Origin of the sequence: Streptosporangium sp. CA-115845, from assembly GCF_050943795.1 — a bacterium.
Taxonomy (GTDB): Bacteria; Actinomycetota; Actinomycetes; order Streptosporangiales; family Streptosporangiaceae; genus Streptosporangium.
The window spans coordinates 6,172,283-6,197,623 of the sequence record NZ_CP191988.1; the positions used below are offsets into that span (position 1 = coordinate 6,172,283).

Annotated in this window: 17 protein-coding genes; 8 read left to right on the top strand and 9 right to left on the bottom strand. The window is 70.7% G+C overall.

Translation table 11 applies throughout. The annotated features are described in order from the left end of the window. Positions 1 to 94 precede the first annotated feature (94 nt). The 9 genes from ACQP0P_RS29875 to ACQP0P_RS29915 form a co-directional block, all read right to left on the bottom strand. Positions 95 to 2,674 (bottom strand): nitrate- and nitrite sensing domain-containing protein, encoded by a 2,580-nt coding sequence (locus ACQP0P_RS29875; RefSeq protein ID WP_433360683.1) that lies wholly within the window; start codon positions 2,672 to 2,674, stop codon positions 95 to 97. Between the two features lie 195 nt (positions 2,675 to 2,869). Further along, positions 2,870 to 4,672: a prenyltransferase/squalene oxidase repeat-containing protein gene (locus ACQP0P_RS29880; protein WP_433360686.1), complete on the bottom strand. Its 1,803-nt coding sequence runs from the start codon at positions 4,670 to 4,672 to the stop codon at positions 2,870 to 2,872. Continuing rightward, positions 4,669 to 5,571: a terpene synthase family protein gene (locus tag ACQP0P_RS29885; RefSeq protein ID WP_433360689.1), complete on the bottom strand. Its 903-nt coding sequence runs from the start codon at positions 5,569 to 5,571 to the stop codon at positions 4,669 to 4,671. The genes ACQP0P_RS29880 and ACQP0P_RS29885 overlap by 4 nt, the downstream gene beginning before the upstream one ends. Further along, positions 5,568 to 6,950 (bottom strand): cytochrome P450, encoded by a 1,383-nt coding sequence (locus ACQP0P_RS29890; RefSeq protein WP_433360692.1) that lies wholly within the window; start codon positions 6,948 to 6,950, stop codon positions 5,568 to 5,570. The genes ACQP0P_RS29885 and ACQP0P_RS29890 overlap by 4 nt, the downstream gene beginning before the upstream one ends. A gap of 732 nt (positions 6,951 to 7,682) precedes the next feature. Then, a complete protein-coding gene (meaB, locus tag ACQP0P_RS29895) occupies positions 7,683 to 8,663 on the bottom strand; it encodes a methylmalonyl Co-A mutase-associated GTPase MeaB (RefSeq protein WP_433360695.1) in 981 nt (326 codons plus the stop codon). Beyond that, positions 8,647 to 10,797: a methylmalonyl-CoA mutase gene (gene scpA, locus ACQP0P_RS29900; RefSeq protein WP_433360698.1), complete on the bottom strand. Its 2,151-nt coding sequence runs from the start codon at positions 10,795 to 10,797 to the stop codon at positions 8,647 to 8,649. Before scpA ends, meaB begins: the two co-directional genes overlap by 17 nt. Beyond that, positions 10,794 to 12,533 (bottom strand): methylmalonyl-CoA mutase family protein, encoded by a 1,740-nt coding sequence (locus ACQP0P_RS29905; RefSeq protein WP_433360701.1) that lies wholly within the window; start codon positions 12,531 to 12,533, stop codon positions 10,794 to 10,796. The genes scpA and ACQP0P_RS29905 overlap by 4 nt, the downstream gene beginning before the upstream one ends. A 120-nt stretch (positions 12,534 to 12,653) precedes the next feature. Next, positions 12,654 to 13,244 carry a peptidoglycan recognition protein family protein gene (locus ACQP0P_RS29910; RefSeq protein ID WP_433360704.1) on the bottom strand — a complete coding sequence of 197 codons (591 nt, stop codon included), beginning with the start codon at positions 13,242 to 13,244 and terminating at the stop codon, positions 12,654 to 12,656. Positions 13,245 to 13,790: 546 nt separating this feature from the next. Then, positions 13,791 to 14,756, bottom strand: a complete 966-nt coding sequence (locus ACQP0P_RS29915) for a DMT family transporter (protein WP_433360707.1) — start codon at positions 14,754 to 14,756, stop codon at positions 13,791 to 13,793. A 69-nt stretch (positions 14,757 to 14,825) separates the two neighbouring features. Here ACQP0P_RS29915 and ACQP0P_RS29920 point away from each other — a divergent pair, with 69 nt between their 5' ends. The 8 genes from ACQP0P_RS29920 (at position 14,826) to ACQP0P_RS29955 (ending at position 25,341) form a co-directional block, all read left to right on the top strand. Then, positions 14,826 to 15,710, top strand: a complete 885-nt coding sequence (locus tag ACQP0P_RS29920; protein WP_433360710.1) for a LysR family transcriptional regulator — start codon at positions 14,826 to 14,828, stop codon at positions 15,708 to 15,710. 59 nt (positions 15,711 to 15,769) lie between these two features. Beyond that, positions 15,770 to 16,876 (top strand): DUF5925 domain-containing protein, encoded by a 1,107-nt coding sequence (locus ACQP0P_RS29925; protein ID WP_433360713.1) that lies wholly within the window; start codon positions 15,770 to 15,772, stop codon positions 16,874 to 16,876. A gap of 1,079 nt (positions 16,877 to 17,955) precedes the next feature. After that, complete coding sequence (locus ACQP0P_RS29930) at positions 17,956 to 18,339, top strand: histone-like nucleoid-structuring protein Lsr2 (protein WP_433360716.1); 384 nt, start codon at positions 17,956 to 17,958, stop codon at positions 18,337 to 18,339. Between the two features lie 149 nt (positions 18,340 to 18,488). Continuing rightward, positions 18,489 to 19,781, top strand: a complete 1,293-nt coding sequence (locus tag ACQP0P_RS29935; RefSeq protein WP_433360719.1) for a M20/M25/M40 family metallo-hydrolase — start codon at positions 18,489 to 18,491, stop codon at positions 19,779 to 19,781. A 262-nt stretch (positions 19,782 to 20,043) separates the two neighbouring features. After that, entirely contained in the window at positions 20,044 to 21,570 is a 1,527-nt protein-coding gene (locus ACQP0P_RS29940; protein WP_433360722.1) for a lipopolysaccharide biosynthesis protein, read from the top strand. Between the two features lie 72 nt (positions 21,571 to 21,642). Further along, positions 21,643 to 22,803, top strand: a complete 1,161-nt coding sequence (locus ACQP0P_RS29945) for a DegT/DnrJ/EryC1/StrS family aminotransferase (RefSeq protein ID WP_433360725.1) — start codon at positions 21,643 to 21,645, stop codon at positions 22,801 to 22,803. Between the two features lie 259 nt (positions 22,804 to 23,062). After that, on the top strand, positions 23,063 to 24,154 hold the full coding sequence (locus ACQP0P_RS29950) for a GNAT family N-acetyltransferase (protein ID WP_433360728.1): 1,092 nt from the start codon (positions 23,063 to 23,065) through the stop codon (positions 24,152 to 24,154). Continuing rightward, positions 24,151 to 25,341, top strand: coding sequence for a DegT/DnrJ/EryC1/StrS family aminotransferase (locus tag ACQP0P_RS29955; protein ID WP_433360731.1), 1,191 nt, complete (start codon positions 24,151 to 24,153; stop codon positions 25,339 to 25,341). The genes ACQP0P_RS29950 and ACQP0P_RS29955 overlap by 4 nt, the downstream gene beginning before the upstream one ends.

Below are 25,341 nucleotides of genomic sequence, written 5' to 3' on the forward strand. Positions count from 1 at the left end.
TTGTCCTCTCCTTCTGCCTGCCGATGTTCCGTCGCCGGTCCTCGGTGCCTCATCGGCACCGGCCCGGCACGCGCTCACACATTGGGATTCGGGATCACGCGACGGGCCCACCCTCGTCCACGGGATCGCCTGCCCGCCTGGTCAGCTGGGCCGCGTCGTCGCGGCCGCGGCGCGTGCCCGCCTGGAAGGACGTCATGGCCGCGCGGATCATCTCCGGGGAGCGCCCGTCGGCGTCGTCGTCCGGGGGCACCGGCGCCGCCACCTCGTCGTCCTGCAGCGGGGCGGCGAGATGCGTCTGGGGAACACGCCTCGGGAGGCCACCCGGTGTGTGGCTGCTGTCGGGCGGGGGCAGCACGGGCGGCAGTGCCGCCCCCGGGCCGCCCGAACGTCCGGGAGCGGCGGAGCCGTCGGGCGCGCCCGGTGCGGCGGGGGGCCCGGGGTTCGTGAAGTCGGGCAGGCTCATAGGTGCTCCGGAGTCGGGCAGCTGCCTGAGTGCCGCGGGATCGGCGAAACGGCCGGGGGCCGCCGGATCGGCGAGACCCGCGGGAAGGCCCTGGTCTGCGACGCGGCCAGGAGACATGGGTTCCCACGCCTCGGGCCAGGCCCCCGGGACGGACTCGTCGACGGGCTCTCCCTCGGCGCCGCCGATCCGCACCGGGCCGGCGGTGATGCCCAGGGGATCGCCGGGCCGGCCGCGGACCGCGGCGACCGCGGACGTGGTGCCGTTCATCTCGCCGGTGCTCGCCGGGCGTGCCTGCGGCACGCCGACGCCGACGGAGGCTTCCGGCTGCTCCTCGTTGATCAGGTCCTGCGGGATGAGGACGACGACGGTCGTGCCGCCGTACGGGGACGCCTTGAAGGTCACCCGGATGTCGTGCCGTTCGGCCAGGCGGCTGACGACGTACAGGCCCAGCCTGGCGTTGCCGGAGAGCTTGAGCTCCGGGGGGTTGGCGATCCGCTCGTTGGCGCTCGCGATGTCCGCGGCGCTCATGCCCAGCCCCCGGTCCTCGATCTCCAGCGCGTAGCCGTGGGCCACGGGCTGGCCGCCGACCTGGACCGTGGTGTAGGGCGGGGAGAAGGACGCCGCGTTCTCGATGAGTTCGGCGATCAGATGGATCACGTCGCTCACGGCCCGGCCGTCCAGCGCCACCTCTCCCAGGGGCATCACGTCGACCCGGGTGTAGTCCTCGATCTCGGCGAGCGAGCCGCGGACCACGTCGATCATCGGGACCGCGTCGCGCCAGGCACGGCCGGGCGCCGCGCCGGAGAGCACGAGGAGGTTCTCCGCGTAGCGCCGCATCCGGGTCGCCAGGTGGTCGAGCCGGAACAGGTCACGCAGCTCCTGCGGGTCGTTCTCGCGCCGCTCCATGACGTCGAGCACGCTCAGCTGGCGATGCACGAGCGACTGGGTGCGGCGGGCGAGGTTACGCAGGATGTCGGCGATGTCGCGACGGAGCTGGGCCTGCTCCGCGGCGACCTTGATGGCGGTCTGCTGTACGGCGTTGAACGCCTGGCCGACCTGCCCGATCTGGTCGTCGCCGAACTTGAGCGGCGGCGCCTCGGCCGCGACGTCCACGGTCTCCCCGTGGCCGATCCGCTCGACCACGGAGGGCAGCCGCTCGTTGGCGAGCTCCCAGGCGGCGGCCCGCAGCTTCTCCAGCTGCTGGACCAGGGCGCGAGCCGTGGTGATGGCCAGGACGACCGAGGCGATGACCGCCACCAGGCCCAGGCCGCCGGCGAGCGCGAGCCGCACGATCACGCCGGCTGCCACCGGCGTGGAGCGCTCGACGAGCCCGTCGCCCGCCGCCAGGATCGCCTGCTGCATCCTGTCCAGGACGGGCTGGGCGGAGGCCCACCGCGCGGCCTCCACCGGCTCGGGCAGGTTCACCACCGTCCTCGCCTGGATGATCTGGTCTTCCATGGTCCGCATGCGGATGTACAGCTCGTCAGAGGCCAGCTTCTCGAAGGGGACGCGGTCGGCCTCCGGAAGCTCGTCGACGGTCTGCCGGAACAGGAAGCGCTGCACACCGACGATCTGCGTGAACGTGGCGCGCTCGACATCGGTGAAGCGGCCCGCGGCCAGGGCGCCCGCGGCCAGGGCGTCCTCCTGGGAGAGCGTCTCCAGCGCCCGGCTCAGGTCGATCAGCGTGCGGGTGTCGCTGGCGATCTCCTTGTCGTCCAGCGTCGCCATCGAGTCGTAGATGCGGTACAGGGAGGTGACAACTCCGGTGAACGCCGCTGCCGCCCTGGTCCTGTCGACCCGCGCCGCGTCGATCGCCCTGCGATCGGCCGCGAGGCCGTCCAGGTCCTTGAGCGCGTCGGTGATGCGCTCACCGAGTTCGGCGCTCCCGAACGTGCGCACACCGTTGCTGCCGACGAGCTCACGGAACTCCGCGCCGGCCGCGTCCGTCCGCTTGCGCTGGGCGGAGAGCGCTTCGCGCAATCTGCGGCCGGCGGCCGGATCTCCCAGGATGACCAGGGTGAGGCGCCGCTCGGCCTGCAGCTCGCCGAGGAGCTTCTCGCTTGGCTGGGCGACGTTGGAGTCGAGCGTGGTGACGCCCAACATGTTCACACCCTCACGCACCGTGACCCATGCGGTGAACGCCCAGAGCGCGGTCAGCGACACCAGCAGTGCCGTTACCTTGGCCCGCAATCGCCCGTTGCGCACGCGCATAGCATCCATCCCGGTGAAAGTGAAATAAATTCGCAGTGCGTTTCACGGCGATCGATACGCGTGAATCACCGGATGCCACATCGCAGCCAACAACGCATATCGGCGGCATCACGAACACACCCGGTGAACCCTAGCAATGTCCCCAAATACACTCAAGGCGACATTGGAGCCCTGTGTTCATTTGTCCTTTTCCGGTCAGCTTTCCTCCGTTGAGTCCTGATTACTTTCCGTCACAGCGTGGAGGTCGTCAGGCTGCGCGGGGCGCCGGGCCGTGGAGGACGGTGCCCGGCGCACGAGATGGAGTGCGCCCAGCACCGCCGCCCGCACGATGGCGACCGGCAGGTAGAGGTCCTTGTCGTGCCAGAGCGGCGAGGCGTCGATGGATTCGCCCCTGTCGGTGACGGAGGCCAGCAGGTAGCGATGGCCCCGCTCCAGGGCCGCAGCGCGCGCGTCGTCGTGCCGTGCCAGGGGACCTGCGGCCAGCAGCAGGGTCTGCAACGCGTACGCGGTCTCCTCCGCGGTCCCCTCCCAGCGTCCCCAGGACCCGTCCTGGCGCTGGGTGTCGAGCACCCAGCTCTCGGCCGCCCGCACCGCGACCGCCGACTCCTCCCCGCCGAAGTCCGCCAGTGCGATCGCACAGCAGGCCGTCGCGTAGTACGGCGAGGCGTGCCAGCGGTCCAGCCAGCTCCCGTCGGCTTCCTGCCGGTCTCGCAGCCAGGCCGACAGCTTTCGCACGGCCTCGGCATAGCGGGGGTCAGGGATGGCCGGACCGCGCCGCAGGTACTCACCGAAGGCGTCCAGGACGTGCGCGTTGACGGTCGGGGAGGCACCCTCCTCCCCCTCCCAGGTGCAGAAGTGGGTGCCTGTCTCGTACGCCCACAACCCGGCGGGTTCGAGGGGGGTTCCCAGCAGGGCCAGCGCGTAGAAGGCGACGGAGGTGGTGTCAGCGTCCGGCGGCAGTCCCGGGCCGGCCGCGCTGCGGCCGGAGCCGAGCGCCTCGCGCAGGCTCGCCGTCAGGGAGGCGGGCACCACCGGGGTGACCCCGGCGCGTAGCAGCCAGCTCAGTGCCCATCCCCGCTCGAACACCGTGATCGGGGTGGCGCAGGGCACGGGACCACCGCTCCTGCCCACGACCTCCTCCAGGTAGCGCAGCACCGGATCGTCCGGCTCCGTGGCGCCCCGCGTCCCGAGCCATGCCACGGCCGCCGCCGGCGAGGCGCCGACGGCCGCGATCGGCTCCGATGGGGCCGCGGTCGTCGGATCACCGTCCCCGGTGGCCTCCTCGGGCACGACCCGTGCCACGCCGACCGGGACGGGACTGACGCCCGCCGCTTCCGAGGCGACCTCGCCGATCACCTCCAGGGCGTGGACGAGCTTCTGGGGCACGGCGGCGCCCGAGGCGAGCCACTCGCGGATCGCGGCCAGCTTCACCCCGTCCATGCCCGCGGGCGTCTCCAGTCTCCCGCCACCCGAGACCAGGTGAGCGTTGATCGTGGAGGTCAGGGTGGGCACGATGAGCTCGATCGCCGGCATGTCGGGCAGGGACGCTCGCGTCTCCTCACCCGACCAGCGCTCCAGCGCCCGCAGTCCCCGCGCGGCGGCCTCGGTCAGGACGCGGGAACTCGGGCCGGGGAGCCGCTCGGCGTCCCGGGTGACGCCGCGTTCGGTGCCTGCGGGGCGCGCGGAGGCTCCGCGGCGCAGCTCGGCGAGGAGCGCCTCGGTCGCGCTCAGTGTGGGGACCAGGGCGTAGCCGCCGGGAGTGCCCCAGCCCCCGTCGGGGCGCTGGGAGTCGAGCAGGAAGCGTACGCGGCCGGCATGGCCGGACAGCCACGGTGCCGTGCTCACCAGCCGCCCGGTCTCGTACACCGAGGCGGAGACCTGCCCCCAGGGGGCGGCCACGAGCCCGGCGACCAGGTCGCGCGCCTCGGCGGCCACGTCGACGCGCGCGATCGCCCGCTTCTGCTCGGGGCCGGACGCGAGAAGCTCGGGAACGCTCACAGCACTCCCCAGTAGTCGCCGACCCGGTAGAACCCCGCGCAGAAGTCCATCTGCCGCTCCAGGTAGCCGGCGATCTCCGGGTGCCCGGAGCGTAGGGGGGCGATCAGCTCCCGGCTCGTGGCCGCGAGCGCGGCGACGTGCCGCTCGACCTCGGGGCGGTCGACGCCGAGCAGCAGGGCGTTGAGGTCGCCCCAGCTCAGGTCGCGCTCGTAGGTGCCCAGGTCGTTGAGGAGCCGGATCACCCGCTGCACCGCCCGGCTCGCCTCCCGGATCGGCGCGAGGTCGGCTTCCGCGACCGGGCCGCCGGTGTGGATCCAGTGCGAGGTGAAGGCGAAGGAGAAGCCCAGGTTGTCGGCGTTGCCGAGGTATTCCTCGAACGAAGGCCGGCCTCCCTCGCTCTTCCAGTGCCACTCGCGCAGCATGGCGTCCAGCATGAGCCGCAACTCCTCGTGCCAGACGGGCCCGAGCACCGGGAACGCGGGGGAGGTGACGAGCTCGTCGCGGATGTCGGCCAGCATCCGCGTCAGGTCGTCGCCGGGAACCGGCGGCGCGCCCTCGGCCGTGGCCAGGCTCCGCCGGGCGATGGCCTCGGCCTCGGCGGGCGAGGTGGCGACGTAGTCGACGAGCCAGTCCAGGCCGAAAGCCCACAGGCAGGCTTTGTTGGCCATCCGCAGCCGCTCGGCGTCGAACCAGGGGCCACTGAACGCCATGGCCAGCGAGAGCGTGCTGTAGAGGGCGGCGTCGAAAGGCTTGGCGGAGAACAGCTCGGGGTAGGTGGCGGTCCACCCGCGCATGTCCCGCTGGGACTGCCCCGCCACGGCGCAGACCATCCCGCTGTCGACGGCGTCGGGCAGATCGCCCTGGCCGCCGGAACCTTCGAGGCCCTGGAGAGCGGTCATGGCGTGCCTCCGGTGACGCGCTCGACCCGGACGACGTCCAGCTCGATGTCCTTCCGGGGCCGTAGCGAGGCGGCCGGGGCCGGGGTGAAGGGCCCCTCGGTGCGGACTCTCATCCGGAAGCGGCTGAGGATCGCCCCGAGCAGCAGGGGCGCCTCGACGTAGAAGAGGTGCTGGCCCAAGCACTGGTGCGGGCCACCTCCGAAGGGGAAGTAGGCGTACTTGTGCCGGCGTGGCTGCTCCTCTGGGGCGAACCGCTCCGGGTCGAACTCCAGCGGCCGATCCCAGAACCTCTCCAGCCGGTGCGTGGCGTAGGGACTGATCAGCATCTGGGAACCCGCCTTGATCCGCACCCCGTCGATCTCGCCGTCCCGCATCGCCATCCGGGGGAAGATCCAGCCCGCCGGATAGAGGCGGAGGAGCTCCTGGAGGACCATCCGGGTGTAGCGCAGCTCGGCGACGTGCTCGGGCTTCACGGGACCGGGACCGACCACCCGGTCGATCTCCGCGTAGAGCCTGGCCGCCACCTCGGGGTGCGCGTCCAGCTGCGGCCAGAGCCAGGTCAGGGTCGTCGCGGTGGACTCCGACGCCGCCCCGTAGACGCTGACCAGGTCGTCGCGGATCTGCCGGTCACCGGCCCCTTCCGTGTCGTCGTCGCGGAGCCCGCAGAGCGCGGAGATCACGTCGGAACCGTCTCCGGGCTCGGCCCGCGCCTTCCTGATCACCGGGAAGACCACGTCGTCGATCGTCTTGACCGCCTTCATGAAGGCCCGGTCGCCGGGTACCCGGATGGAGTAGGGCATGAACGGCATGAGCAGGCGGAAGGTGATCGAGCCGGCCGCGGTGTGGTAGGCGGGCGCGAGACGCTCGCCGTCCGCGCGGCTGATCTTGTCTCCGAACAGTACCCTCACCACGGCGTCGTTGACGATGCCGGCCATCTCCTCCGCGGCGTTGACCGGCTGTCCTTTTCCGGCGTACTCGTCGAGCTCATCCATCCGCGCGGTGATGGTCTCCGCCAGCCGGTCGGCGATCGAGGCGACGTAGCGCGTGGTGAAGAGGGGTTGCAGCGCCTTCCTGCTGGACTCCCATGGCCGGCCCTCTCCGAGGATGCTGGCGCCGAGCAGGCGCCGCAGGGGGCGCCAGAACATGCCCTCGCGCTGGTAGTTCGTCCAGTCACCCTTCAGCACCTGCTGGACGTGCTCCGGATGCGTCACCAGATAGGGACGGAACGGGCCGAGGCTCAACCGGACGAGTTCGCCACCCACCTGCCCGCCGATGTCGGCCAGGGCGTTCACGGGGTCACGGGCGAAGTCCGGCAGGACGCGGTGGACGGGGATGGTCTTGACCCGGCGGAGCGTCTGAGCGCTCGCGTCGATCGACATCGGTATGTTCTCCCACCTCGCGCCGTGTGAGCCAACGCAGCGTGAACGACCACCCGCGCCGGAGCGCACGGGCGGGGCGACGCGATCCGCGAACGGGCCACCGCGTCATGGCTGTGCTTGCGTACGAGAAAAACCTGGAACCGGTCACCCCGGTAGCCCTCGCATGCCCTATCGCGCTCTCTCATACGGTGCGTATCTAAAGCAGTATTTATTGCAACATTCATAACCGTTAGGGCGAATTATCACATGATCACCCTGGAACGATCAACCCGTGCCGTAAAATACTTCGCCTTAATGCGGAGAAACATGCTATTAACACAAAAATCGTCGACCACCCACTTGACATAGTTAATGTCGCGTGTGACGGTGACGGGCCGCGTTCGGCCCCGGCCTCCGCCTGCCGTCCCCCTGTCGCCTCCGCACTCGACTCCGCCATGTGAACGGTCCAACCGTCCGGCGGCGGCGTACTGACGATCAAAGGTGGACGTTACCCAAAGGCGACCCATCTCTGCAGGTCAGCAGCATGATCACGTGTCACGCCGAGCTTTCGGATTCTGTACGGACGCGGGTGCGGGGTTAGGCGGCGGTTACGACGGCGCGAACGCGGGCTCCGTGGGTGCCACGCGGATGTGGGCAGGCGGGGGCACTCCGAAGACCGGCCCGCTCTCCCGGTCGTACACGCCACGCGGATGTGGGCACGCGGGGTGTCGGCGGGAGAACGGGCGGCACCGGTCAACGTGTGAAGGCGGCCAGCAGACGGTCGGCCGCGAGAGACGGGGTGAGGTCACCCTCGGCGACCTCGCGTTCCACCTCGGTGATGATCGCCGCGACCTCGGGGTGCTCGCGGAGCCGGGCGAGCAACCGGTCGGTGACCATGGCCCAGGTCCAGCGGACCTGCTGGCGGCGGCGGCGCTCGGCCAGCTCCCCCGAGGCCTCCAGCGCGTCGCGGTGCCTGACGACCTGCTGCCAGACCTCCTCCAGGCCGTTACCGGTCATCCCGCTGCAGGTGAGCACCGGAGGCGTCCGCTCCGCGCCCAGCAGGCGGAGCGCTCCGGCGAGTTCCCTGGCGGCCCTGCGTGCGTCCAGCTCGTGGGAGCTGCCCTCGGCACCGTCGGCCTTGTTGATCGCGATCACGTCGGCCAGCTCCAGCACGCCCTTCTTGATGCCCTGGAGCTGGTCGCCCGTCCTGGCCAGGGTGAGCAGCAGGAAGGTGTCGACCATGTCGGCGACGGTGGTCTCCGACTGGCCGACCCCGACGGTCTCCACCAGGACGACGTCGTACCCGGCCGCCTCCACCACGACCATCGCCTCGCGAGTCGCCCTGGCCACCCCGCCCAGGGTGCCCGAGGTGGGCGAGGGGCGGATGAAGGCGGCCGGGTCGACCGCCAGGCGGGACATCCTGGTCTTGTCGCCCAGGATGCTCCCGCCGGTACGGGTCGAGGACGGGTCGACGGCGAGCACCGCCACCCGGTGCCCCTCCCCGGTCAGCCGCGTGCCGAGCGCGTCGACGAACGTGGACTTGCCGACGCCGGGCACGCCGGTGATGCCGACCCGGCGCGCCGTGCCGGCCAGCGGGGTCAGCTCGGCCAGCAACCGCTGGGTCAGTTCCCTGTGGTCGGCCCTGGAGGACTCCACCAGTGTGATCGCCCGCGCGATCCACACCCTGGAGCCCTTCTTCACCCCCTGGACGTAGTCGTCAAGCGTCCGCGTCATGACCCAGCCGGGTGAGCAGGTCCGCCAGCAGTCCCCTGGCCGCGTCGGCGATGACGGTGCCGGGCGGGAAGATCGCGCTCGCGCCCGCGGCGCGCAGCTCGTCGAAGTCGCCCGGCGGGATGACACCGCCGACCACGATCATGACGTCCTCCGCACCCAGCTCGGCCAGCGCCTCGCGGAGCGCCGGCACGAGCGTGAGGTGGCCGGCGGCCAGCGAGTTCACGCCGACCACGTGCACGTCCGCCTCGACCGCCTGCCGGGCGACCTCCTCGGGCGTCTGGAACAGCGGGCCGACGTCCACGTCGAAGCCGAGGTCGGCGAAGGCCGTGGCGATCACCTTCTGGCCCCGGTCGTGACCGTCCTGGCCCATCTTCGCCACCAGGATGCGGGGGCGGCGGCCCTCCAGCCGCTCGAACTCGGCGCACGCCTCGCGGACCGCGTCCACGCCGGATCCCACCTCCTCGCGATACACGCCGGTGATCGTACGGATCTGTGCCGCGTGCCGCCCGAACACCCGCTCCAGGGCGTCGGAGATCTCCCCGACCGTGGCCATGGCACGGGCCGCCTCGATCGCCAGCGCGAGCAGGTTCCCGTCGCCCGCGGCCCCCTTGGTGAGTGCCGCCAGTGCCTCCTCCACCCGCCCGGGGTCGCGCTCGGCGCGCAGGCGGCGCAGCTTGTCGAGCTGCTGGGCGCGTACCGAGGTGTTGTCGACCTTGAGCACCTCGATGGGCTCGTCGGCGTCGGGCCGGTACTTGTTGACGCCGATGACCGGCTGGCGCCCGGAGTCGATGCGCGCCTGGGTACGGGCGGCGGCCTCCTCGATGCGGAGCTTGGGCAGCCCGGCGTCGATGGCCTTCGCCATGCCTCCGGCGGCCTCCACCTCCTCGATGTGGGCCCATGCCCTGGTCGCCAGCTCGTGGGTGAGCCGCTCGACGTAGTAGGAACCACCCCAGGGGTCGATCACCCGGCAGGTACCCGACTCCTGCTGGAGCAGCAGCTGGGTGTTGCGGGCGATCCGCGCGGAGAAGTCGGTGGGCAGGGCCAGCGCCTCGTCCAGCGCGTTGGTGTGCAGCGACTGGGTGTGGCCCTGGGTCGCGGCCATCGCCTCGACGCAGGTGCGGACGACGTTGTTGTAGACGTCCTGGGCGGTGAGCGACCATCCGGAGGTCTGCGAGTGGGTCCGCAGCGAGAGCGACTTGGGGTTCTTGGCGTCGAACCCGGACACCAGCCGCGACCAGAGCAGCCGGGCGGCCCGCAGCTTGGCGACCTCCATGAAGAAGTTCATGCCGATGCACCAGAAGAACGACAGCCGCGGCGCGAACCTGTCGATGTCCATGCCCGCCTCGACACCCGCCCGCAGGTACTCCACCCCGTCGGCGAGGGTGTAGGCGAGCTCCAGGTCACAGGTGGCCCCGGCCTCCTGGATGTGGTACCCGGAGATCGAGATCGAGTTGAACTTCGGCATCCTCTCGCTGGTGTACGCGAAGATGTCGGAGATGATCCGCATCGAGGGGCCCGGCGGATAGATGTAGGTGTTGCGGACCATGAACTCCTTGAGGATGTCGTTCTGGATGGTCCCGGCGAGCTGCTCGGGCGCCACCCCCTGCTCCTCGGCGGCCACGACGTAGAGCGCGAGCACCGGAAGCACCGCGCCGTTCATGGTCATCGACACGCTCATCCTGTCGAGGGGGATCCCGTCGAACAGCTGCCGCATGTCGTAGATGGAGTCGATGGCCACGCCCGCCATGCCGACGTCCCCGGCGACGCGCGGGTGGTCGGAGTCGTAGCCCCGGTGGGTCGCCAGGTCGAAGGCGACCGACAGTCCCTTCTGCCCGGCTGCCAGGTTACGCCGGTAGAAGGCGTTGGACTCGGCCGCGGTGGAGAAACCGGCGTACTGCCGGATGGTCCACGGCTGGTTGACGTACATGGTCGGGTACGGACCGCGCAGGTAGGGCGCGGCGCCGGGGTAGGTCTCCAGGAAGTCGAGACCGTCGATGTCAGCGGCGGTGTAGAGCGGCTTGACGTCGATCCCCTCGGGCGTCTCCCACGCCGGGCCACGAGGTCCGTCTCCCGCGGCGGGGCCGGGCACCGCCGGTCGCGCACCGAGTTCGATCTCGGAGAAGTCGGGAATCATCGAGCCACCCCCAGGTCGTCGAAGGTCGTCCGGAGCGCGCCGAGCGCGTCGCACCCGGTGTAGAGGTTGGCGTCCACGCCCTCGAACCCTCCCTTTCCTGCCAGCCAGATCCTGCGTGCCCCCGCACCCCGCAGCGCGGCGGCCACCGCCTCGGCGTGTTCGGCGTACAGCCGGTCGCTGGAGCACAGGCACGCGACCTCGGTACCGGACGCGGAGAACGCGGCGGCGATCTCCGCGGGGTCCGTCGTGGCGCCACCGGCCACGGTGGCGATGCCGCCCGCCTGGAACAGGTTGGCCGCGAACGACGCCCTGGCGGTGTGCGCGGCCACCGGGCCGATGGTCGCCAGGAAGACCTTCGGCCGGCTCGCCTGGGCGTCGGCCAGGTCGCGCAACGCCTCGAACTCCTGCGCGTAGTGCACCCCGGTGTCCCCGGTGGGCCGGGCCTGCCTGACCAGGGGCCGCTCGGCGAGGTCGGGGAACTCGCTGACGCCGGTGATCGGATCGAGGCGCCTGGCGATGTCGGCCGAGCGCCGCTCCCAGGTGGCGGCGAGCCGTCCGGCGACGAGCGCGGAGCCCTCGGCGGCCCCGACGCCCCCGGCGCGCTCGATCTCCTGGAACCACTCCCAGGCTCTGAAGGCCAGGTCCTCGGTGAGCCGCTCGACGTACCAGGAGCCGCCGGCCGGGTCGATCACCCGGGCCACACCGGCCTCCTCGACGAGCAGCGACTGGGTGTTGCGCGCGATACGGCGGGCGAAGGCGTCCGGCAGGCCGAGGCGGGCGTCGAAGGGCTGGACGGTCACCGCGTTGGCCCCGCCGGTCCCGGCCGCGAAACAGGCGAGCGTGGTACGGAGCATGTTCACCCACGGATCGCGGGCGGTCATCATGGCCGAACTGGTCACCGCGTGCTGCCGCTGTCCCTCGTCGGGGGCGCCGCACACCTCGGCGACCCGCGCCCAGAGCCTGCGGGCGGCCCGGAGCTTGGCGATGGTGAGGAACTGGTCGGCGGTGGCCGCGTACCGGAACTCCAGCTGCCCGAACGCCTCGGGCACGGTCAGGCCGGCGCCGGTCAGGGTACGCAGCGCGGCGACTCCGGCGGCGAGGGAGCAACCGAGCTCCTCGGCGTCACCGCCTCCCGCGTCGTGATAGACGGTGGCGTCCACCGTGACGGCCCTGAGGCCGGGGTGGTCCCGAACGCAGCGGCGGGCCAGCTCGATCGCGGTCTCCGCGTCGGCGAGCGCGTCGGCTCCCAGGTTCCCCCTCAGCGTGCCGGCCTTCTCACCCGCCAGCCCGAGGAGCACCTCGGCCGCCTCGCGGGTCCGCTTGCCCGCGTCGAGCGTGACCGAGATCAGATCCAGGTGGACCCGCTCCAGGGCCCGCGGCAGGTCCTCGGGATCGAGGGTGAGCCACAGTGAGGTGACGCCGTTCTCCAGGTCCGTGAGGATCGCCTCGGAATCGGGCACCTCGTGGCGCTGCCGCACCTCCCAGCCCCCCTCGGGGGCGGAGCCCCTGATGTAGGGGGCGGATCCGGGAAGGCCGGGATCGCCGGGCAGATCGGACGCGTCATAGAGCGGCGCGATCGTCACACCGTCGTAGGTGGTGGAGGCCAACGCCTCCTCCGGGGAGCCGGTCTCAACCCCGGACTTGCGCAATACCCCGAGCGCCAGCTCCCGCCACCGCTCACGCGTGGTCGGTGGGAACTCGGCGGCCGGTCGGGGTTCCTCAGGCGACACCGTCATGCACCGGATACTAAAGGTTGCCTTTTTTCGAACTCTCCCCGGGCTCCGGACAAACATCAACAGGAGAGTCGTCGGAAGGAGCCGAAGGGGGATTCCCGGACCATCCGGAGGAGCCGCCGGTCAGCTGACGGGTTCCTGCCAGGCCGCGTCCCAGGTGGCGCGGTTGACGGCGCCGGTGACGGGCAGACCCTTCTCCTTCTGGAACTTCGTGCAGACATCGCTGGAGGCAGGGCCGTACAGACCGTCGGCGTCGATGTTCCAGCCTCGGTCGCGCATCCGCCGCTGCCAGGTGCGGACGTCCGCACCCTCCATGATCGGCGGCTGCTTGAGCGTGCGTCCGGGGAAGGAGGGGTGCGGTTCCGGCGGGTTGGAGGCCCCTCCGCCGGGACGGGGGGCGCCCCGCTTGACCCACGCGTACAGGGGCTCGCCGGGGCAGCTGGTCGAGTAGCCGTCGCGATGGCCCTTGATCTCCTTACCCGCCCCGCCCTTGTCCCTGAGGTATTCGACGGCGTCGAGGATGCCGTGCAGGATGCCGTCGGTCGGCTTGGTGAGCCCCGACGAGCCGACCAGGCCGAGCACCGCGTAATGGTCACTGTTGAGACCGGCGCCGTTGGCGGCCGGCACGCGATTCGGCCCCCGGCCCTCGAAGACCTTCCGATGCGGACAGACCAGCATGGAATAACCCACGTCAATCCATCCATTGCCGTCCATGTGGTGATTCTGGATGGATTTCACCAAAGCAACGCATTTGGCGTGGTCGTTCACGATATCCGGGCTGACCTGGCCGCCCGTGTAGTGGACCTTCACTCCCCGGGTGGAGCTGAGCCCGCTGTAGGAACCGCGCGGCTGGCGAGCGCCCCACTCGCGGCGAGTAACAAGATCGATGGCCACGGAACGTCTCCACTGTCTGAGTGATATTCCCCTACCGGAGCGTAATGGTTGATACGACACCGTATGGTGCTGTTAATCAACTGATCTATCGTCGTATCGTGATGTGGGAACGTTCCGGTTGGTCGCCGGGCAGCGAAACAGCCATCCCCCTGACCGCAGCCGGGCGCCCTAAACCAGAAAAACGCCCGCGGGCCTCTCGGCAGACCTCGCCTACCCGCGACACCTCCCGCTCCGGGTGGGCATGGACGGCCTCGCCCTCATGGTCGCGCCCCCCTCACCCCTGACCGCCCTCGGCTTCGACACCGGCCGCGTGGCCGGCGCCGCGTGGCCCGGGCGCGAGGACAACGCCCTGACCCGCAGGCCTGGTCACCGAGACCGGCGGCCAGGCCGGGAACCGAACACGCCCTGGCCGGCCATGATGCCGACAACGACCACCACCGCACCCAGCGGCTGGTTCCATGTCAGCGCCTCGCCCAGGACGAGCACCCCGAGGACGACACCCGCCAGCGGGGTCAGGTACGTCACCGTCGAGGCGGCCGTCGCCCCCCAACGGACGATGACCGTGGTGTTCCAGATGTAGGCGAGCCCCGTGCCCAGGATGCCCAGGGCGGCCATGCTCGCCACGACGGGCAGGTCCAGGCGCACGGGACCGGTGGCCAGCAGCGGGCTCAGCGCGAGCATGACCAGGGCCGCCACGCTGATCTGGGCGGCGGCGATCGTGGGGGCGTCGTAGCCGTAGGAGACCACGAAGCGCCGCGTGTAGGCGAAGGCCAGGCCGTAGCAGAACGTCGCCCCCAGGCAGGCCGCCTGCGCCCATCCGGGGCCGGCGGCCCCGGTCAGGTTCCACGGGGCCAGGACGACGACGACACCGGCCGCACCCAGCAGCAGACCGAGCACCCCCGCCGCCGCCAGGCGCTCCTGCCGGAGCGCGGCCAGGGTCACGACCATCGTCATCAGCGGCGTCGTGGCGTTGTAGATGCTGGAGAGTCCCGAGGGGATGTACTGCCCGGCCCAGGCGAACAGCAGGAACGGCACCACGCACAGCAGCAGTGCGACCACCCCCAGGTGCGCCCAGAGTCTCGCCTGCCTCGGCCACCTCCGGCGGGTCACCAACATGATCACGTTGAGGGTGAGCGCTCCCAGCGTGAGACGGCCCAGCACCGTCTGAACGGGAGACAGCCCGGTGAGGGCGACCTTGATGAACAGGAAGCTGGCCCCCCAGGTCAGGGCCAGCGCGAGATATTGGGCAAGCACGGACCGGCTCGCCGGGGACGGTACGACGTCGACCGCCCGCACCGGTGGAGATGGCGAGGCGGTTCTTTCACGGGTCATCCAAGCAGTCTCATCAGGCCCGGATCATGTGTCCAATGAGTTTCCCCAGCAGTGTGATGAGATGTCCTCATGAGTGCCACGGTCGCGCAGCTCCGGGTCTTCACCGCCGTGATCGCGAACGGCGGCTTCGGCGTGGCCGCCGAGGAGCTGGGCATGTCCCAGTCGGCGGTCTCCCACGCGCTCGCCGCGCTCGAGCGCGCTCTCGGCGCACCGCTGGTGCTGCGGCACGGAGGCGTGGGACCCACGGCCCTGGGGGCGACGATCCTGCCGTACGCCCAGGCGGCGCTCGCCTCGGTCGCCGCCATCGACGAGGCCGTCTCCGCGCATCTGGGGCAGCACACCGGAGTCGTCCGCGTCGCCGCCCCGCCCACGGTCTGCTGCGGGCTGCTCCCCCAGCTCATGCGGACGTGGCGCGCGGAGCTTCCCGGTGTCGAGGTGCAGGTCTTCGAGGGCGACGACGACGAGCTGTCCCCCTGGCTGGAGACCGGAGTCGTCGACGCCGCGATCCTCGTCGATCCGGTGCCCCCGCCTCCCGCGCATGTGGTGGTGGGCCGCGACGCCTTCCACGCGGTGATCCGCGCCGACCACCCGCTGGCCGGCCAGGCGTACATCACGATGGCCGAGCTGGCGGAGGATCCGCTGCTCGTCTCCAAGGGGGGCTGCGAGCCACAGACCCGCACCCTGTGTTCCCTGGCGGGCGTCCCCTACGCTCCGGCCCAGCATGTGCGCGAGCTCGGCACGCTCATCGGCATGATCGCCGCGGGTATCGGCGTCTCGACGGTTCCCGACCTCGGCCGCGGTCTCCTCACCCCCGGGCTCGTCATGATCCCGCTGAAGCCGTCCCTGACCCGCGCCCTCGTCCTCACCGGCCCGCTGACCCGCCCGCCGAGCCCCCTGGTCGACGCCCTGCTCCGCACCGCCCCCGAGGCTCCCGCGCCGCCGGCGGCCCCCTGAGCCCGGCCCCTTGCGAAAACCCGTCGACCGGCGGACGCCCCAAGAGGATCATTACCGCCATGTCCGTACTCAAGGAGGTCCACTTCTCCCCGGAGCCCCGCCCGGTGGAGCTGCCGATGAAGATCTGGCTCGACGACGCCGACTCCGCGGTGGATGTGATCGACGCCCTCGCGCTGTCGCCGTTCGCCACCGGAGCCCAGCCGTGGTCGTGCACCGCGGACCTGGAACGGGTCCGCTCCGACGCCCCCCTCACCCCCGCCTCCGGGACACTCCTCCGGGCGGCGGTGGAGAAGGACGGCCGTGACTCGCGACTGCTGTGCGGGGAGGGCTGGACGCTGCGCGTGGTCCGCCACCGCAACCGCGCCGCCACGGTCAGCGTGACCGCGGTCGACGAGGAGCTGGCCCGCTCGGTGATCGACGAGATCGTCAAGGACGCCGAGGAGCCCGCCCCCGAGAGCGGCCACGTCGAGATGGGCTTCTGGTGGCAGGGTTCCCACGGCAGCCGTCGCTCGGAGAAGCCGATCACCGTCTCCCCCTGGGCGGATATCTCCGGCAACTACGCCAGGTCGGTCGGCGAGCGGCTGTCACGGCTGATGTCCGTCACCCCCTCCGACGCGCACGGCAGGCTGGTCCTGCTGCACGGCCCGCCGGGCACCGGCAAGACGACGCTGCTGCGTACGCTCGCCCACGAGTGGCGGTCATGGTGCCAGGTCGACTGCGTGCTCGACCCGGAGCGGCTGTTCGACTCCCCCGGCTACCTCATGGAGGTCGCGGTCGGCTTTGACGACGACGACGGTAAGCGGTGGCGGCTCCTGGTGCTGGAGGACTGCGACGAGCTGATCAGATCCGGCGCCAAGGAGGCCACCGGACAGGGCCTGTCACGCCTGCTCAACCTGACCGACGGGCTCCTCGGCCAGGGCCGTGACGTCCTGGTGGCCATCACCACCAACGAGGATCTGGCCCGTCTGCACCCGGCCGTCACCCGCCCGGGCCGCTGCCTCGCCCAGATCGAGATCGGTTCTCTCCCCTACGACGAGGCCGCCCACTGGCTCGGCGGCACCGAAGGGCTCTCTCCCGCCGGTGCGACCCTCGCCGAGCTCTTCGCGCTCCGCGACGGCGCGTTCAGCCGCACGGCCGTCCCCGAGAACACCGGTCTCTACCTTTGACCTCCCGCACGGCGGGGCGGGGGGAGGTCTCCGCGGTCATGCGGCCTGGGTGAGCAACCCGCTGAAGAACCGGGGATGGCGGAACAGAACGGGACGAGGCGCGACGACACACCCGCCCCTGAGGGAACGGGCAATGCCCGTATCACTCTCCGGCCGTTACGCGAACAATTCGGGGAACACCGCTTGTTGGTCCACCCGGACGATGGAACGGGCCAATGGCGGTCAAGGAGCAAACGAGGTCGGCGGCTCCCGCTCGCTCGCAATGCGAGACGTCCGAAATCATGCGGTCCGCGCGGCGCGCCTTGCCTCACCCGAGAGTGCCGGGAGCACGCCCCAATGTGATCGACCGTGTGTCGGTGACCACCTTCGAACGCATCCGGATCCAGCGGGCCGGCAAAACCGGGGACACACGGCCCGCATTCCGGAGCGCGAGGAAGTCATTTGTCCTCCGGAAATCCTGCAACACGTTCGATGACAGACACCGGGCATGCGTGAATTGTCCGACGAACCTCCGGAGCGGGTCTCACAGCGCCCCTCCGCCGCCCCTCCCGGCGGACCCGGTCCCGCTCGCCGCTCCCCGCCGCCTCATCCCGGCAATTGCCACGACCAGCGAAAACGGCACGGAGGACGCACCCGCACACCAGGAGGGCAGCACGGCCGACACGGTGGATCCCTCGAAACGAACGGCAGTGGAACGATGAACCCGAACGCCCCCAAGCAGCCGAAGTCGATTTTTCACGGCGACCGGGGTGGAAACCACCCGGAGGTCACGAATCTCCAAAGCGCTCGGACACCTCCATCCAGAAAACCCGCCAGGGGTAACCGACAGATCCCGGGATACAAGACACCAAGGGGGTCCCGGCGCCGCCGTCGTTTTTAATCCCTCGCCGGCGGGAAGCATTTCCCAATGACGTGGAGACGCCGGAGTTCAACCTTGGGTAATTAACCCGAGCGAGTGGATCTCCGGCGCGACCGCGAAAGGAGAGGCTAGAGTTTTACTACCGGGGAAGAGACGCGGGAGCCATCGCCGGCCGGGTTCACAGCCGCACACTCTGGCGCCAAGATTAAGGAGTGACACAATGGCACGTCAGCAAGTCGTCACGTTCACCGATGACATCACCGGGAAGCGGGCGGACGAGACCGTCTCGTTCGGCCTGGACGGGACCGCCTACGAGATCGACCTGAGCACGAAGAACGCCACAAAACTCCGCGAGGCCCTTAAGCCCTTCCAGTCCGCCGCCCGCAAGGCGAGCACCTCCCTGGGCCGCAAGGGCCGGGCAAAGGGTTCCGGCGGCAGCCGCGAGCGGAGCGCCGAGATCCGGGCGTGGGCGAAGTCCCACGGAATCGAGGTGAGTGAGCGCGGGCGCATCGGGGGAAAGGTCGCCGAGGCCTTCGCGGCGGGCGACCCCAGCGTGGCCAAGGCGGCGGCCAAGAAGGCCCCGCAGACCACATCAGGCCGGTAGCGGCCAGGCTCCCGGCCCCTCTTGGAGGTAGCGGCGTCACAGCCGACCGGGAGTACATTGAGGCGAACCTCGAGGTGCCCCTCCCGCTCCGGAGGGGTATGCACCTTTGGTCCTGTATTTGGGCCATCGTCTCCGGGGGGCGTTCTTCGATGAGTGAGGTCACACAGATCTGCTCGGACCTGATCAGGTTCGACACCACCAATCCCGGCTCCGGCGAACGTCCGGCGGCCGAGCACGTCGCCACCCTGTTGTCGGAGGCCGGCATCGAACCGGTGGTGTTCGAGTCGGCCAGGCACAGGACCAGCGTGGTCGCCAGGATCCCCGGCGACTCCCCCGACGCCCTGCTGATCCACGGCCATCTCGACGTGGTCCCCGCCCACGCCTCCGACTGGCAGGTTCATCCGTTCTCCGGAGAGGTCTCCGGCGGCTGCGTCTGGGGCCGGGGCGCGGTCGACATGAAGGGCACCCTGGCCATGACGCTCACCCTGGTCCGTGAGTGGGCACGGCGCGGAGTACGGCCTGGGCGGGACGTGGTGCTGGCGTTCCTCGCCGACGAGGAGGCCACCGGCGAGTACGGCGCGCGATACGCGGTGCAACACCACCGCGAGCTGTTCGACGGCTGTACCGAGGCGATCAGCGAGTCCGGCGGTTACAGCGTCGAGGCTCCCGGAGCACGGATCTACCCGGTCGCGGTGGGCGAGCGCGGCACCGCCTGGATGAGACTCACCGCGACCGGCGTCGCGGGCCACGGCTCCCGCCCGCCGGTGGACAACGCGGTGGCCGAGCTCTGCCATGCCATGTCCCGGATCGCCTCTCACCACTGGCCGGTGCGGCTGACGCCCGAGGTGGCGACGCTGATCGAGAGCCTGTCGGACATCCTCGGTGAGCGCATCGACCTCGACCGGCTGGAGGAGGAGGCCGAACGGCTCGGCCGGATCGGCTCCCTGTTCGGGGCGCAGATCCGGAACTCGGCGAACCCGACGATGCTCCAGGCGGGCTACAAGGTCAACGTGGTTCCCGGCACCGCCGTGGGCCACGTCGACGGGCGGTTCCTACCGGGGGGCCGGGAGGAGTTCCTGGAGACGATCGACCGCCTGCTCGGCCCCCGGGTGAGGAGGGAGTTCGTCAACCTGGAGGACGCCCCCTCCGCCCCGATGGACTCGCCCTTCTTCGAGCGGCTCGGCGCGGCCCTGGTGGCCGAGGACCCGGCGGCGCGACCGGTGCCGTACGTGATGTCCGGCGGCACGGACGCCAAGTCCTTCGCGAGGCTCGGCATCAGGGGTTACGGCTTCGCCCCGCTGATGCTCACCCCGGAACTCGACTACTTCGGCATGTTCCACGGCGTGGACGAGCGCGTTCCCGTCGAGGGCCTGGAGTTCGGCGTCCGCGTCCTGGATCGCCTCCTCGCCTCCCCCGCTGGTGGCAGCACCATTCCCGGATAAAACAGGGCGCTCCCCATCACGATCGAGCCCTGCCGGGTACTTCCGGATACATGCCGGACACGGCCCGCCTGAAACTGGGGCATCATGGCTCACGTGCCGATTCTCATGTACCTCTCGGTGACCGGCCGATCTCGTGACGAGACGCGAACGCTGGTGCGGCGCCATCCCGCTCCCCTCGGGAATGCCGTCGAACCATCCCGCACGCGTGCCGAGCGGGCGTCCGGCACCGCCTCGGAGAGTAGTGCGGATCGGGGGCGTCGAGGTGAATGAGAACGGCACGGGGCTGCCCGCCTGGCACGAGGGCGGCACCCCCCCGTCGGGCACCCGGCCGGACCTGCCGGGGACGCGACCGGACTCGGCCACCGGCCTGCGTGCAGCCGACGGCAAGGTCGCTGCAAGCGCTCCACCCGATGATGACGAGGTGACGCGCGACGGAGGCGACCAGGCGATGGGCCGGACAGTGACCGAGGAGCGCAGGACCGGGCTGATGGACCGCCTGCGCAAGGATCTGAGAAACCCCCTGTTCCTCCAGGGCTACGCACTGATGATCAATACCGGGATCACCGCCGTGCTGGGCCTCGGCTACTGGTTCCTCGCCACGCACCTGTACACCGCCGCCGCGTTCGGTGAGGGCCAGGCCGTGATCAGCGCGATGCGGCTGTTCGCCTCTCTGACCGGGCTCGCCTTCGCGGGCGCGCTGGCCAGGTTCATCCCGGTGGCCGGCCGCCGCACCGCCGAGTTCGTCCTGCGCGGCTACGCGATCGCCGGGGCCACCGGCCTGGTGGCGGCGTTGGGGTTCCTGCTGACGTTGCCGGTGTGGGGAGCGGTCTACGCCGACCTCGCCGGGTTCGGCCCCGGACTGTTCTTCCTCGTCTCGGTTCTCGTCTGGACGGTCTTCACCCTCCAGGACGTGACCCTGGCCGGGCTGCGCAAGGCCGTCTGGGTACCGGTCAACAGCCTGGCGTTCGGCCTGGTCAAGATGGGCATGCTCGCCGCGCTCGCGGTCGCGCTGCCGGAGGGCGGTCTCTTCGGCGGGATCTTCGTCTCGTGGATCGTGCCGACGGCCATGGCGCTGATCCCGATCAGCTGGTTCATCTTCGGCGTCATCATCCCCAAGCACGTCAAGAACACCGAGGAGAGCGCCGCGAACCCGCCGCGCCTGCGCGAGGTGGGGCGTTTCCTGGCCGGAGACTTCCCCGGCGCGTTCTCCATCCTGCTGATCCTCTATCTGGTCCCGGTCATCATCGCGGGCTGGCTCGACGACGCGCCGACGTTCGGCTACTTCTCGATAGCCCACACGCTGGGCTCCATGATCGGGCTGCTGGCGGCCAACATGGCGGTGTCTCTGACGGTCGAGGGATCCTTCAACGCCGCCCAGCTGGCGCAGAGCGTGCGCAACGCGCTGCGTCGCACCTTCCTGATCGTCGGACCGGTCATCACGGTGGTCGTGGTCGGCGCACCCCTGATCCTGAGCGTGTTCGGCCCCGGGTTCGCCGAGGCGGGCACGCCGCTGCTCCGCCTGATGGCGATCGCCGTGCTCCCCCAGACGGTGATCGAGATCTGCCTCAGCATGCTGCGCGCGCAGAGCGAGGCCCGCAAGCTCGCACTCATCCAGATCGGGATGGCGGTGCTGGTCCTCACCTCGATCGCCTTGCTGTTCCCCCTCTTCGGGATCGCCGCGGTGGGCTACGCGATGCTCGGCAGCCAGCTCCTGGTCGCGCTACTGATCCTCCCGAACATCCGCAGAGTGATCAACCACGGCAAGGCGTCCCAGGTCGTCGCAGGTTAGGGACGGCGTTGCTCTGTTTGCAGTCTTGATCTCGTACGTGATAAACGGTCTCCAGTGACTCCTGAGCACATTGTGGCGAAGCGAACGGGCCGCCGCTGCCTTTCGCTGCCCTCCAACCGTCTGGGTCTGTATCTGGCCCTGCGGCACTGGTGCAGTCCCGGCCAGCGGTTGCTGATGTCGCCGCTGTCGGCCGATGAGATCCTCTTTCTCGTGCTCGCCGCCGGGCTGCGCCCGGTCATCGCCCCGCTCTCCGCCGACGACGGCAACATCGACGCGGGCGCCGTCGACCTCGACACGGTCGACGCGGTGCTGACCACCAACCTGTACGGCCTGCCCGACCGGGTGACGGCGTTCACGGGCAAGATCCTGATCGAGGACGTCGCGCACGCGATGGAGACGAGCGTGCACGGCAGGCCGCTGGGCACCTTCGGGGTGGCGGGCGTGTTCAGCCTGTCCAAGCACGCCGGAGCGGGTTCCGGCGGGGTGATCGCGGTCGAGCACCTGGAGGACCTGCGCACCCTGGAGCGCGACCGTGACCGGCTGCTGCAGCCGGGCGCCTTCAGGAAGGAGATCCACAGCGTGCTGACCTCGGTGGGCCGGCACGCCGCGCTGCGCCTGAACATGGTCCGCCCGGCGCTGAGGGCGATGCGCGCGTTCGGCATGGAGGAGGAGCGCGAGGGCTACCGGATCGCCCCGCGCCCGGCGGATCTGGTCAGGGCGCTGAAGTACGCGCCGCAGCTACCGGCGTTCGACTCCTGGGTCCAGGCCGACCTGCACGACTACCGGGCCAGGCGTGGCCACCTCTCAAGCTGGTACCAGTCGAGGCGCCTGCGGACGCTGCCCAGGCAGCGGTCGCGGCGGATCGCCGGCGTCTCGGCGCTGGCCACGCTGCCCACCGTGGCGCCGGCCGTCCACCGGCACCTGGATCAGCCGCTGTTCCGGGTCCCGCTGCTGGTCTCGGGCCGGGACGAGGCCATCGCCGAGCTGGAGCGGCACGGGGTCGCGACCGGATACCTCTACGACCCGCCGTACGACAGCTACCTGCCCGGATTCACCAGTCCCTCGCCGGAGCCCGAGATCGCGCACTGGTGGGGCCGGCACGTGCTGCCGGTCGATCCGCTCTACGCCCACCGCGCCCTGCCTGTCGTCGAACGGCTCGTCCCGGCCATCCCACCCACCCCTCGCCGGGTTCCCCCGGTGCTGCCGAGTCCGACCGTCTCCGATATCGCTTAGCAAGTAAGTTAATTTTTGGGTAGATTCACTGCATCGGGCGGCGGCAGGGGGATCGCTGCCCGGTTCCGGGACGGTTCCCGCGCTCCGTGACGCACATCACCCATGTCCACGGGCCAGTCGGATCGCACGTGCTCCGCTCCGAGGACGACGTTCAGTTCCTTACCCGGGCTTCGAGAAAGGATCACTTCCTCGTGAACGGTAGGTTGACGCGCACCGCAGGCACGGTCGCCGGTCACCCCGGCACGGCAGGAGGGGTCGCATGAGGGTCGACGTCATCCGGCCGGCGGAGCTGGGCCCGGACGAGGTCGCGGCCTGGCGCGAGATGCAACGCTCCAGCGCGCACCTTGCCAACCCCTTCCTCAGCCCGGACTTCACGATCGCGATGGGTGAGGTCCACACCGAAGCGCGGGTGGCGGTGATCACCGAGTCGGACGGGCCTGTCGGGTTCTTCCCCTTCGAGCGGCACGGCGGCGGGGTGGGCACCGCCCTGGGCGGATGGGTCTCGCTCTCCCAGGGCGTGGTCCACGTGCCCGGCGCCGAATTCGACTCCAACACCCTGCTCAAGAAGTGCGGGCTGAGCGTGTGGGAGTTCGGCTGCATGGTCGATCACCAGCCCTGGTTCCAGCCGTTCGAGACGCTCAGGCAGGAGGCCGTGGTCCTCGACTTCACCGACGGCTACCCGGCCTTCCTCGACGAGTTGCGCGAACGCTCTCCGAAGTTCGTCAAGAGCACCCTGTACAAGGAACGGAAGCTGGGCCGCGACACGGGCGAGATCACCTCCGAGTTCGCGGTGCGCGACGCGGAGCAGTTCCGGCTGCTGCGGGGCTGGAAATCGGCCCAGTACCAGCGGATGGGCCGCCCCGACCGCTTCGCCAAGTCATGGGTCGTGGAGCTGACCGAGCGTCTGCACGCCATCGACACCCCCGACTTCGCCGGGCCGCTGTCCATGCTGTACGCGGACGGCAGGCCCGTCGCGGGCCACTTCGGGCTGCGCACCGGCACGATGATGATCGGCTGGTTCCCCGCGTACGACCCCGACTACGCCAAGTACTCCCCCGGCCTGATCCAGCACCTGCGTATGGTCGAGGCCGCCGCGAAGATCGGTGTCAGCGCGCTGGACCTCGGCATCAGTAACGGCTCGGAGTACAAGGACGCACTGTGCAGCAGGACGATTCCAGTCACCGAGGGCATCGCGCGCCGCCGTTCGGCCGGCGCGGCGGCGCACTGGCTGCGCACCGCCCCGGTCCGCCGCGTGCGACGGTTCATCCTTGACAGCCCGGCCCTGTACGGCGCCGCCGACAGGGCCATGAAGCGGTACGGGCGGCTGCGCACCCGGGGGAAGGCCCAGTGAGCGGGCAGAACGGCGGCCGCGAGCTTGAGGCGGCCATGCGAGACCGGATCGGCCAGGAGTGCCTGCACGTGCCCTCCGCCAGGTTCGGTCTGCTCCTGGCGCTGCGGCACTGGTTCGAACGCGGCGACCGGGTGCTCATCTCACCGACGAACTGCGAGACCGTGCTGTTCATCGTGCTGGCCGCCGGGCTGGAACCGGTGATGGCGCCGGTCTCCTGGCGCGACGGCAACATCGACGTCCCCAACATCGACTGGAGCGGCCTGGCCGGTGTCGTCACCACGCACCTGTACGGCCAGCCCGACCGGGTGACCGAGCTGCGGGCCGAGTGCGACCGGCGCGGCGTGATCCTTCTCGACGACGCGGCGCACGCCATGCAGACGACGGTGCACGGCCGCCCCGCGGGCACGTTCGGCACCGCCGGGGTGTTCAGCCTCGCCAAGCACGGACGGGCTATGTCCGGCGGGTTCCTCACCGCGCGGGATCCGGCCGCGCTGCCCGAGCTGGCCCGGGCCAGGGACGCATCGCTGCTCCCCGGCGGGGCGCGCGCCCAGCTGCTCGGCACGCTGCGGCCCGTGCTGCGCGAGACGATCTACCGCACCGGGCTGGTCCGGCCGATGTGGCACGCCCTTAAAGCGCTCGGCCTCGTCCAGTGGACCGGCCACCGCTGCCCGCCCCGCGAGAAGGAACTGCGCGCGGCCCTCGCCGGCGATCCGGTAGACCTGCGCGCCATGGACCACTGGCTGCGGATCGACCTCGACGACTGGCGGATGCGCCAGGGGCCGCTGCTCCGCCGCTACCAGCGCTCCCGCTTCCGGGTGATCGACCGCGAGCGCGACCGGCGGGTGGCCGGGGTCGAACTGCTGCGTACCCTGCCCTGGGCGGCCGAGGGTGTCCGCGACGCGACGCCGCAGCCGCTGCTGCGGGTGCCCCTGCTGGTCGAGAACCGCGACGAGGTGGTCGCCCGGCTGGAGAGCCGGGGCGTGGTGCCCGGCTTCATCTACGACCCTCCGCTGGACGACTACCTGGAACTGGTGCCCGAGGGGCCGTCCTCGGAGATCGCCCGCTGGTGGACCGGCCACGTCCTGCCCGTCGATCCGCTCCGCGCCGCCCGGATGGCCGGCTTGCTGACCGAACTCGACGTCCGTCCCGCCACGCGCCCGGCCTCGCCCTCGGAGCGGCTGGTCTGA